Origin of the sequence: Gracilimonas sp. (assembly GCF_031581265.1) — a bacterium.
GTDB lineage: Bacteria > Bacteroidota > Rhodothermia > Balneolales > Balneolaceae > Gracilimonas.
On the sequence record NZ_JAVLBQ010000009.1, the window covers coordinates 82,308 to 94,091 of the forward strand.

General features: G+C 41.2%; 10 protein-coding genes. 6 read left to right on the plus strand and 4 right to left on the minus strand.

The features are described 5' to 3' along the window. Positions 1-6: 6 nt before the first annotated feature. The 5 genes from RI561_RS05385 (at position 7) to RI561_RS05405 (ending at position 7,806) form a co-directional block, all read left to right on the plus strand. On the plus strand, positions 7-1,095 hold the full coding sequence (locus RI561_RS05385; RefSeq protein ID WP_395079200.1) for an efflux RND transporter periplasmic adaptor subunit: 1,089 nt from the start codon (positions 7-9) through the stop codon (positions 1,093-1,095). Between the two features lie 35 nt (positions 1,096-1,130). Further along, positions 1,131-4,625: an efflux RND transporter permease subunit gene (locus RI561_RS05390; RefSeq protein WP_395079201.1), complete on the plus strand. Its 3,495-nt coding sequence runs from the start codon at positions 1,131-1,133 to the stop codon at positions 4,623-4,625. Positions 4,626-4,730: 105 nt separating this feature from the next. After that, complete coding sequence (locus tag RI561_RS05395) at positions 4,731-5,138, plus strand: DUF4293 family protein (protein WP_395079202.1); 408 nt, start codon at positions 4,731-4,733, stop codon at positions 5,136-5,138. Between the two features lie 6 nt (positions 5,139-5,144). Continuing rightward, positions 5,145-6,059: a DMT family transporter gene (locus RI561_RS05400; protein ID WP_395079203.1), complete on the plus strand. Its 915-nt coding sequence runs from the start codon at positions 5,145-5,147 to the stop codon at positions 6,057-6,059. 238 nt (positions 6,060-6,297) lie between these two features. Continuing rightward, a complete protein-coding gene (locus RI561_RS05405) occupies positions 6,298-7,806 on the plus strand; it encodes a transglycosylase SLT domain-containing protein (protein WP_395079204.1) in 1,509 nt (502 codons plus the stop codon). Here the strand turns inward: RI561_RS05405 and RI561_RS05410 are convergent. The 4 genes from RI561_RS05410 to RI561_RS05425 form a co-directional block, all read right to left on the minus strand. After that, positions 7,799-9,526 (minus strand): PP2C family protein-serine/threonine phosphatase, encoded by a 1,728-nt coding sequence (locus tag RI561_RS05410; protein ID WP_395079205.1) that lies wholly within the window; start codon positions 9,524-9,526, stop codon positions 7,799-7,801. The two genes, RI561_RS05405 and RI561_RS05410, sit on opposite strands and share 8 nt — an antisense overlap. Before the next feature lie 6 nt (positions 9,527-9,532). Continuing rightward, entirely contained in the window at positions 9,533-9,955 is a 423-nt protein-coding gene (locus RI561_RS05415; protein WP_395079206.1) for an ATP-binding protein, read from the minus strand. 16 nt (positions 9,956-9,971) lie between these two features. Continuing rightward, positions 9,972-10,319 carry an STAS domain-containing protein gene (locus RI561_RS05420; protein ID WP_395079207.1) on the minus strand — a complete coding sequence of 116 codons (348 nt, stop codon included), beginning with the start codon at positions 10,317-10,319 and terminating at the stop codon, positions 9,972-9,974. Between the two features lie 245 nt (positions 10,320-10,564). Beyond that, positions 10,565-11,056, minus strand: a complete 492-nt coding sequence (locus RI561_RS05425; RefSeq protein ID WP_395079208.1) for an SPOR domain-containing protein — start codon at positions 11,054-11,056, stop codon at positions 10,565-10,567. Positions 11,057-11,228: 172 nt separating this feature from the next. Between RI561_RS05425 and RI561_RS05430 the strand changes: the two genes are divergently transcribed. Next, positions 11,229-11,784, plus strand: a 556-nt coding sequence (locus RI561_RS05430; RefSeq protein ID WP_395079209.1) for an ABC transporter ATP-binding protein, incomplete at its 3' end; no start/stop codon positions are given.

Here is an 11,784-nt window from a genome sequence, read left to right on the forward strand (position 1 = left end):
TAAGTAATGAAGAAATTAAACCTGGTATTAATAACCCTTTTAACAATGGCCTTTGCTATGGCTTGTTCTGAGGATGAAAGTTCTCAAAATGGTGAAGATGAGCCGGTTGGGAAATCCGTAAATGTAGAAACAACGGTTTTAGAACCATCCGAATTTAGAAGTCAGCTGCGCATTGTAGGTAATGTGGAAACCAAGAATGATATCATGATTTCTGCCGAAGTTGGAGGCAGGGTTCTAAGTCATCATATATCAGAAGGTGATGAAGTTCAAAAAGGAGAGCTTATCATGAGTTTGGATACCGCCAAACTTCAGCAGGAAAAGGCTCGATTAGAAGCAGCCACCTCCCAAGCAAGAGAAAATTATGAACGACTCAGAACAATCTATGAAGAGGATAGCATTGGCTCCGAAATTGATTTTTTGAATGCGAAATTTAATTACCAACAAAGTGAGGCTGCTTTAGCTTCCATCAACGTGGATATTGATAATGCTCGAATTACTGCACCCTTCACCGGAATTGTTGAAAATTACCTGGTTGAAAAAGGGGAAATAGCTTCACCCGGAGTGCCGGTGGTACGTTTGATAGGTTCAGATACCTTCATCATTTCAGCCGGAGTTCCTGCCCGATATGCAGATGTCGTAAACAGTGGAGATGAGGTAGAAGTTTGGTTTGATTCTCAAATGGCTGATACCCTTCAAGGGCCTATCACGTATGTAGGCAAAAGTATCGATCCCCAGAGCAGGACCTTCAGAGTAGAGGTTCTTTTACCTACCGATAAACAGAGCTACAAAGTAGATATGATAGCTAATCTCAGGCTGAATACCCTTTACGAAGATAATGTCATCATTGTAAGTGAAGAGTTTATTTACAAAGAAGATGATGAATTTGTGACCTTTGTTAAAGCTGTTGATGAAGAAGGAAACCCCATAGCAGAGAGAAGGGTGGTTGAGCTGGGACCATCTTTCAAGTCAGATGTAATTATTCGCGATGGGCTTGAATTCGGGGATGAATTGGTAACTATAGGCTCTGCTTTTCTCAATGAAGGGGCTCGTTTAAACATCATTGAATCAGAGGGCGGAAATCTCGCTTCCCAATAATACAATATAAAAAGAATCTGGAGAATCATTAAACAATGAGTACGGATAATTTAAATAACGAAGCTAATAATCAAGGGGGCGATAATGAAAATGTTGCAGACCGGAAAGAATTTTGGCTTTCTTCTTTTTCAGTAGATAACAGGATAAGTGTATTAGTACTGGTGGCGCTTATTGCCGTTATGGGGGTAATTTCTTACGTAAGCATACCTAAAGAATCATTTCCTAACATAACAGTACCAAATGTTTTTGTTGTTACTATCTACCCGGGTGTTTCTCCGGAAGATATGGAGAGCTTGATTACCCGAAAGCTCGAAGATGAGTTGAGTAACATCAGCGATGTTAAAACAATGACTTCTACATCCTCTGAAGGTTATTCAAATATAAACCTGGAGTTTAATACCGGTATTGATATCGATGAAGCCCTGCAAAAAGTGCGGGAAAAAGTAGATTTAGCTAAGTCTGAGCTTCCCGAAGACGCCGAAGACCCACAGATTCAAGAGGTGAATTTATCGGAATTTCCCATCATGCAAATAAACTTGTCGGGAGATTATAACCTCGACATTTTGAAAGAACTTGCTGAAGATCTTCAGGAGGAAATTGAGATGGTCCCCTCTGTTTTAGGGGTAGATTTAACGGGGGGCCTGGAAAGGGAAGTGCAAGTGGATGTAGACTTGCCCAAGCTTAAGTACTACAATTTAAGTTTCACTGACATCATTGCCGCTATTCAACAAGAAAATGTGACCGTGCCGGGCGGTGATATCACTGTAGGCACAAAAAACTTTCTTTTACGTGTGCCGGGTCAATATGAAACAACAGCTCCTATTGAGGATATTGTTATAAAAACCTTTGAAGGGCACCCGGTATATATTCGGGATTTAGCCTCCGTTACATTTGGATATAAAGACCGTGAAACCTATTCCACCTTAGATAATTCTCCGGTAATAACATTGGGTGTGAAGAAGCGAAGTGGCGAAAATATACTTGAGACTTCATCTGAGGTAAAACGTATCCTTGACGAAGCACTGCCTACCCTACCACCAAGTACGGTATACAAAATCACCAACGATCAAAGTACCGATATCAAAAACATGGTGTCGAGTTTGGAAAATAATATCATTTCAGGGCTGATATTAGTAGTAGGTGTTCTGCTCTTTTTCTTGGGTGTTCGGAATGCTTCCTTTGTAGGAATATCCATTCCACTATCCATGTTTTTGTCCTTTATTGTACTCAGTGCTCTTGGAATAACTATGAACATGATCGTCCTGTTCTCGTTGATACTTGCACTGGGGATGTTGGTTGACAATGCCATTGTGGTAGTTGAAAACATCTATCGATATCTGGAAGAAGGATATGACAATTTTGAGGCCGCTAAAAAAGGAACAGGTGAAGTTGCTTTACCTATTATAACCGGGACCACAACTACTGTGGCTGCCTTTGCTCCCATGATTTTTTGGCCGGGTATTGTCGGGGAGTTTATGGGATATCTTCCAAAGACATTAATTATTACCCTCTCAAGTTCACTTTTTGTTGGGTTGATTATTAACCCGGTGATTTGTGCTTTGTTTATGAAAGTGGACACAGAGTCGGGTAAACCGGTAATGACCAAACGTGGTAAACAAATTCTTTATGGCTTGGTTGGAGTTACTTTGGTAATACTGCTGGTTTCCAGCTTCATAACCTGGACGATGCTGATAGTTTTAGGCGGGATATTATGGCTGACCAACCGGTTTATTTTAAACCCTATTGGAAAGTGGTGGCAGCGAGAGGGACTTAATAATATGTTGGATAAATATGAAAACACGTTGTCCTGGGCACTTGATCATCGATTGACTACTATAGGTATTTCTGTAGCAGTCTTGGTTTCCAGTATTGTTGTATTAACCGCTTTTTTCCCGGGATCGGAATTTTTCCCCGAAGACATTCCTCCGCGTGATGTGTATGTGCAAATAGAAACACCGGTAGGTACTGACGTTGAGTTTACCAAAAGCGTGGTAGATAAAGTTGCTGCCCGGGTTGAGCAAATGCCCTACAATATTGACTATAACACTATCTTAGCCGTTTCAGGTACAGCTATTTCAAGTGACCCAAGCGGGGGCGGCGGTGGAAATTCAACCCATTTAGGAACCGTAGCCATAAACTTCAAAGATTACGAAGAGCGCCAAAAAGATATTTTTGAGGCCATGGAGTACATGCGAAATAATCTTTCAGGTTTGGTTGCCGGCGCTAAAATCACCGTAGAGAAACCCCAGGATGGTCCGCCAACAGGCCCACCTATCAACCTGGAAATTTCGGGTCCTGAGATGAGGAGACTCACCCAAATTTCCAATGAAGTTTTAAGGAAACTGGAGTCCGATTCTATTTATGCAAAAATGGATGGGCTGGAATCTGATTTACCCGAATCCCGCCCCGAGGTTAAAGTTGAGGTAGACCGGGAAAAGGCTGCATTGTTTGATCTGAATACCAACCAAATTGGTATGACTATAAGGCAAGCCATCAATGGTGTGGAAGCTTCAAAGTTCCGTGATGGTAAAGAAGAGTATGATATCATCGTTCGTCTTTCAGATGAATACAGAGATGACTTAAGTACTCTGGCTAACCTTACGATTTTTTATGAAGGTGTTCAGGTACCGCTTTCCGAAGTAGCAACATGGGAAGTGGGAGATGGTTTTGGCGGTATCCGTCATAAGGAATCAGAGCGGGTGATAACGGTGAGTGCAGATGTGCGCTCAGGCTACCAGTCTAATGCCGTGCTGGCTGAAGCACAAACGTTGTTAAGTGATTACCTGGATGGACTTCCAAGTGGCTACAGCTATGAGTGGACCGGACAACAGCAAGATCAGCAAGAATCGTTTGAGTTTTTAGGAAGAGCCTTTTTGATAGCCCTGTTTTTAATTGCGTTTATTTTGGTGTCTCAATTCAATTCTATCGCAAAACCGATCATCATTTTGAGCTCGGTAATTATGTCAACAGCAGGGGTTTTCTATGGATTGGTGACATTCCAAATGGCGCTTGGCCTTATGGCAATTTTAGGGATTATTTCATTGGCGGGAGTTGTAGTAAATAATGCCATTGTATTGATTGACTACATCGATATTTTGAGAAGCAGGGATAAACTTGATCTGCGTTCAGCACTGATTGAAGGTGGAAAAATTCGTTTCCGTCCTGTAATCCTGACTGCGATAACAACCACGCTTGGTTTAGTTCCGTTAGCCATAGGCTTTAATTTTGACTTCATTGTGCTGGTTTCAACACCAATTGAGTTTTTCAGTAGTCTGGGTGAATATATTTACTGGGGTGGTGAACAAGCAGCCTGGTGGGGCCCGATGGCTATTGCCGTTATTGTAGGGTTGATATTTGCTACCGCTCTAACACTTATCTTAGTTCCGGTTCTTTACAGCGTAATTGAGCGAGGACGAAGAAAATTAAACACTACTTTATTTGGAACTCCGGAGCCGGGCATTATCAAAGATCAGAGTGAACTGAATGGAGAGCCAAAGTCGAATGTAAATCTTCAGCCGAATACCTTATAGGCGGCCGAAGAATTGAGTTTTTAAAGTCTGTGTATATTTCATGCACAGACTTTTTTATTGTATAAAACTTTTATCTTTACAGAAACTTCAAAACAAAAAACTTCCGTGATACAAAGACCTCAAACCGTATTTTTAGCTATAGCATCTCTGTTAAATTTCTCAGCTTATTTCACTGCTATTTATGAGAAGGCAATGAACGATCCTCAACTATGGATTGGAATTGGCCTGGCAAGTTCATTGATTATCCCTGTAATCATAAATGTAGTGAGCATTTTTCTATATAATAACCGTCCGAATCAAATTTCATGGATCAAGCGCTCGGCTCTTATTCAGATTGTAGCTTTTGCTTTTTGTATAGGCATCTTGTTTTCGTTAGGTGGATTTGGAACCTATTTATGGGATGAAACCCTTGGCACCGGCTTGGTATTATTAGGGTTGGTATTTCAAATGCTCGCGGTGCGGTTCATTCGAAAAGACGAAGAATTAGTTCGCTCCATGGATAGAATTCGATAACATATTTTGACTCAATCCTACTCTAAACTCAAAGTTTACTCTATCCTTGCCATTGGGTTAACTACCTTTGGTTTTGCCCCTGTATTAGTAAAATTTGCTACCGATTACTCAGCACTTCTTTTAGTAGCCATTCGCACAGTGGGTGCATTTTTGATGTTAGTTCCCATGTACCTTTATCAAAAAAACAGCAATCAATATGATGTGAAAGCCGTAGGGAGTGACAACAAATGGATGGCCTTAGCCGGTATTGCGTTAGGATTACACTTTACCTTGTGGATAAGCTCACTGTATTACACGTCAGTTGCATCGGCTTCGGTGCTGGTAACCATTCATCCCATTATGCTGATTGTGGCTGAGCGAGTTTTATTCAAAATGAATTTTGCTCCAACTGTATGGATAGGAGTTTTTGTAGCTTTTGCAGGCTCTGTGCTACTTAGCGTTTCTGACTATAACGCCGCTACTACTTTTGCAAACCCTGCTTTAGGAAACGGGATGGCCTTTGCAGCAGCAGCCATATTTGCCGTTTATTTTTTAATTGGCAGAAAAGTACGACAGAACCGATCCTGGCTGGGATATGTATTCCCCGTCTATGGATATGCTGCAGCAACCTGTGTGATCATTTTATTGGTAGTTGAAGGTCTGCCTGAGCAAATTGACAGCAGAGTATTTTGGGTTGGAATGGCTTTAGCGGTAGGACCACAACTTATGGGGCATGGTTCTTTGAATTATGCAGTAAAATTTGTCTCTCCAACACTCTTATCCACACTTATTTTAACGGAGCCTATTTTTGCAACGGTTCTGGCGTTCTTCATATTAGGTGAGCTGCCCGCCATTTTATCATTTGTGGCTATTTTTGTAACACTGGTTGGAGTGATGCTTACCTGGAAAAAGAAGCCAAAACATCAGAGAAATCAATCTTAAGAAAAACTTAATTTAGCCTGTATTTCTTAAGAACTTCTGGGGTACCTGATCTAAATAAAAGGACGACAATGTTTTACTGAGGCTTTGAGTCTTTTAAATACTAAAAACGTTTACCGAGAAGTTGAGTTCAAAAAATTAGCATAAGACAAAAAATTAACCGTAATTGATAATAGTATAATTTTAGCATCTGGAATTGGATTTATTATCGTTTTTATAATAATGAAGAACACCGAAATTCATGCTTTCAACTAAAAATCATATTGTTGGTTTGTCGAGGTACATACTGCTTAGTGGATGCAGTCTAATGCTCCTCGTAAGTTGTTCTGAGACATCAGAGCCTACACCACGTACGGGAAATTCCTTATCTGTTTCTGTGACTGAACCGGTCGAAAAAGATTTTGCGGAGATTAAAAACGAAGGCATTTTGCGGATGATAACCAGCTACAGCTCCGGTTCCTATTTCTTATATCTGGGTATACAGGTTGGTTTCGAATATGAATTGTTAAAAGCATTCACCAAAGAAAATGATTTAGCTCTGGAAGTAGTCATTCCGGGACCCGGTGAAAGTCCCTATGATCTGTTAAATAGTGGTCGCGGTGATATTATAGCCGCCAACTACACCATTACCCCGGAAAGAAGGCAGGTCGTCAATTTCACAAGGCCTTATAACTTAGTCGATCAGTTGGTAGTGGTTTCCGATGATTTGGGTTTTGAGCCCGAGAGTATTACTGAACTTGAAGGAATACCTATCAGTGTCCGCAGGAACAGTTCTTATTATGTGAGATTGCAAGAGCTAAAGGAAGAGGGCTTTCCTATTGTAATAAATACCATTCCTGAAGATGTAGACACCGAAACAGCACTTTTCCAGGTTGCTGATGGAGAATATCAGGCTACCATTGCTGACAATAATATCTATGATGCAGCAAGTAAATATATGACCGGGTTGGTTAAAGGACCGCTGATTGCTGAAAGTGATACCATCGCCTGGGCCATTCGAAAAAATGCGCCGGATCTTGAACATCAGTTAAACCAGTTTTTATATAAACATTTTAGGTTCAATGAAGATGGTGAGCCCAAAAGATCAGCTTTCCTGAATGTACTTAGGAAAAAATATTTTGAGTCAGGCAATCAAATTGCGGATTACTTCAGCCCCAATTATCAGGGAAATCAGTACAGCACCATTTCTCCTTATGATGAAATGATTAAGCAAATAGCTGATGAATATGACTTAGATTGGGTGATGCTTACGGCTATAGCTGCCCAGGAATCCCGATTTAATCCGTCTTCGGTTAGTTGGGCCGGAGCGGTGGGTATTATGCAGGTGCTGCCCCGATTTTCTGAAATTTCGCCGGACTCGCTATACATTCCTGAAGTAAATATTCGGGAAGGGGCTAAAATTCTAAAATCCCACCTAAAACATTATGCTTACATGGATTCGACAAATCAATGGTCGTTTGCATTGGCGGCTTATAATGTGGGGCAGGGACATCTTGCAGATGCCCGTAGATTAGCTATTGATCATAATAAAGATCCTAACGAGTGGGAAAATATTTCAGATGCATTATTGAAATTGATGCAGCGGAAATATTATCAAAATGCACGCTACGGTTTTTGCAGAGGGATAGAAACGGTGCGTTATGTTAATGAAATCATGAACCGCTACGATACCTATCAAACAATCCTTGCTTATAATGAGATGAAACAGTCTACGGGAAGAGGTGTGTTAGGTATTCAGACCTTTAATTAGCTTTTAAGATCAGCAGGGTAATGTCATCATACTGAACACCATCAGAAAAATCTTTAATGTCGTTGATGACTGCATTCATGATATCCCTGGAGGATTTATCCCGATTTTCTTTCATACACTCAATTAAGCGCTCTTCTCCATATTCTTCGGTTTGATCCGGATCCATAGCTTCTGTTACTCCATCGGTATAGCAAACAAGCAAGTCGCCGGGCTTTAATTCAATTCTTTCGGAATCGTAGGGAGCCATAGTAGGCATTGCACCCAAAATTACTCCACCGGCATCTAACTCTTTAGGTTCATCTTCATTTTTATGGAACAAAAGTGGATTATTGTGCCCGGCATTAACATAGTCTAAATATGTGCCATCACTTGAAATTTTGCCCCAGAAAAAGGTGATAAATTTATCAGCAGGAGTATTGTCATGAATGATATCGTTGATACTTCCGGTGGCTTGTGAAAGGGTAATATCAATAGGAGCGAGGGCGTGCAACATAGACTGAAGATTTGCCATAAGCAGTGAGGCAGGAACTCCTTTGCCGGTTACATCAGCGATAGCTAATATATGTCCGCCATCGGGAGTGTCAACCACATCAAAATAATCGCCGCCCACTTGTCGGGATGAAATATTGGTGCCTTCCAGGTCAAATCCCTCAATTTGCGGAACCGGGGATGGGAGCAATCCTTCTTGAATGGTTTTAGCAAGGTTAAGCTCTTCTTCCATCTGCTTCTTCTCGATCTGTTCTTCAAGAAGAAGAGTTTTTTGAATTGTTAATAAGGCTAAATTTCCGAGGGATTGCAGAAAATCGACTTGCTCCCGGCTGTACTCTTCCTTGTTGGCAGGAGCCCCAACACCAACCACACCGATCTTTTCATTTTGAAACCGAAGTGCTATGACCAACTGAATACCATTCTTATCCAGGAAAGGACAGTCATGCTCTTGATCACAATAGAAAACATCATCCAGTTCAAATAGAGAGTTTATGTCTTTCTTAGAGGGCTTTTCTTTGAGGCCACTGCTTGCAATAACTGATTTCTCACCCTCTACATCCAAAACAAAGAAAAAGGTTCGGATAAGCATTTGTCCCAGCATGGCAAACTTAAAAGTACGGGCGATTTCATCCTGATCAACCATCAGGTTAAAGTCTTTGCTGAGTTCAAGAAGGGTATGTAAATCGTGCACCTTACGATCCAGTTTCCTGTTGATTCTTCGCAACTCTTGGAACATTCGCGAATTTGCAATAGCAACGGATGAAATGATTGTTAGGCTTTCAATAAACTCAAGTTCGCTTTCAGTAAAAGGTTGCTTGGTACCCTTGGGACCTAAACACAAAAACCCAAGATGATGATTGGTAGTTCTCAGGTTAAATAGGATACTTTCTTCCTGCAGGCCTATTTTCTCCATGAGTTCCGGGTATTTTTTCCCTTCTAAAACGGACGTTTCCAAGGCCTCAGCGTTAAAAGAAAGCTGAACGGTGTCATCCTCATTAAGATGATTTTTCCCCTTGATTTTACTGACCTGGTAATGATCGTCCGGACCCTGGTTTATCAGGATCATACCCTTAGGGACTAACAATTTCCCCATGGTTATAAGCAACAAATTATTCAGAACAAAATCCGGTTCCTGCGACTCAATCAGCATTCGGCTTGTCTCGAGAAGGGTTCGAAGTTCAAACCGACTTTGACGCTCTTCAGTATTTGAAAGGCTCATCTTTTTATCCACGTGGCGTCAGAGTTTTTTGACCATTCGGATTTCATTTTTCTTCCCCTTACGATTGTATTGCACCTGGTCCATTACTTTTCGAATCAGATACACGCCCATTCCCCCTCTCTTCTTCTGTTTAATGCGTTTCATAAGGTCGGGCTCACTGTAGGTGCTGGGGTCAAAACTTTCTCCCCGGTCCATCAATGAAATCCAAAGCTGGGTAGCATCAGAACCAATCTCAATATCAACTTTTTCGGAAGGGGTATTTTTATAGGCGTGTTTAATAATATTGGTATATGCTTCGTCAACGGCCAGGCGAATATCTGAAATGACCTTGTCGCTGAGTCCTATATCTTCGGCGTGGGCAGCTACAAAATCACGTACTTCTGCCAGGTGCTCTGTAGAAGCATCAACAGATAGGGTTTGTATTTGTTTTGTTCCTGCCACGGTATTCTGCTACTTCTTAATTGTCAAAGCTCTGTAACGCTTCTTTTTCATCTTCAAGGATATCGTATAAGGTAGGGAAGCCCAACAGATCAAAAACATTATAGACGCGGTCGTTCATGTTCGTTAGCTTTATATCTCCCCCTAAACTTCGCACATCCTCAATGTATGCCATAAAAACACCCAATCCGGCGCTGGCTATGTAATCGAGTTTGGAACAGTTTACGATTATGGAATAGTTGTCATCTTCGATCAACGATTTTAAGGCATTCTCAAGATGGGAAGCTGTATGAGCATCCAGCTCACCGCTGATATCCAGTACAGTTACATTGCCTTTTTGGCGAGTAGCGATGCTGAAATTTTTCATTTCGCTTAAATTATAGTTTCTGAATAATGTTGAGGTCGCATAATAACGTAAACCAAAGAATTAGAAAAGTTTTAAGGGTAGAGGATTACGAATGTTGAAAAAAAAAGATGCAAAAAAATAGGGCATTGCATTTTTCATATGCAATGCCCTGACTATTCATCAAGAGAGACGCTACTTGAGCGCATCTTTAATTAAGCAAATGCTTGGGAGAGAGACAACTATAAATTCCTGCCGTATTTTTTGATTTAGCTATCAGCTCGTTCAACTTGTGAAACCCAATACCCGGTATCTAATTCACTTCCCAATTCCTGTCCAAATTCTTCGGCTTCTTGTTCTGCTTCAAAAAACCCGACTCTGAGCCTGAACCAAATATCTCCGGTGGCTTCATCTCCTATTTTTACCGTATAAACACTCGGGTAATCACGCTCCCTGAGCTGATCCCTATATTCGTTTGCCTGTGTTTCAGACCTGAAAGCTCCAACCTGAACGGCGTATTCTCCGTCTTCAGAAAACTGAGGTTGTGCTTCCTCTTCGGTAATTTGTTCCTGTTTGTTTACACGAGCTAAGCTATCTTCCCGGGCTTGCATCATTTCAGCTATTCGCTGTTCTTGAACTTGTTGTAATGAATCAAGTCTGGCTTGCTCAGCGGCTTGTCGTTCTTCTTCGCTGGGGCCGCATGCCTGGATGCTAAGTAAAGCAGCAGCGAGTAACAGCGTGTAAATCCCTAATTTTTTCATGATTCCTAAAGTTAAATTGATGGTTGTAAATAGTTTTATTCTTATAAATTAAACTTACATCATCCCACTCTGTTTCACAAATATTGACGTATCTAAACTTTCAGAAAGACCTAAATAGTCCTTATCTTATATAGACTGAATCTAAATGATTTTTTATTGGTTCAGAAAATGCATGGAAAAACCTCTTTTACAAATAACCGGACTTACAAAATCGTTTGACCAAAGCGGCCCTGTAGTTAATGATGTCAGTTTTGATGTCGGAAAGAATGAGATATTTGCTTTATTAGGACCCTCTGGCTGCGGAAAAACTACCACTTTACGACTCATTGCGGGTTTCGAACAGTGCGAAGAAGGGGAGGTATACATTGAAGAAGAACTGGTAGAAAGTACTCAGAAAAGAGTCCCACCCCAAGACAGAGAAATCGGTTTTGTTTTTCAGGATTATGCATTGTTCCCCCACATGACAGCACTGGATAATGTAGCATTTGCATTGCGAGAAATTGAGCGTAAAAAAAGGCCGGTGCTTGCCGAAGAAGTTCTTTGTCGCACGGGTATGGAGAAATATAAACACCGCATGCCGGATGAACTCTCCGGTGGACAACAGCAGAGAGTAGCTCTGGCGCGGGCTATAGCACCAAAACCAAGACTGGTTTTAATGGATGAACCGTTTTCAGGCTTAGATGCCATGCTGCGAGACTCCACCCGAAAAGAAGTTCGGGCAGTTCTGA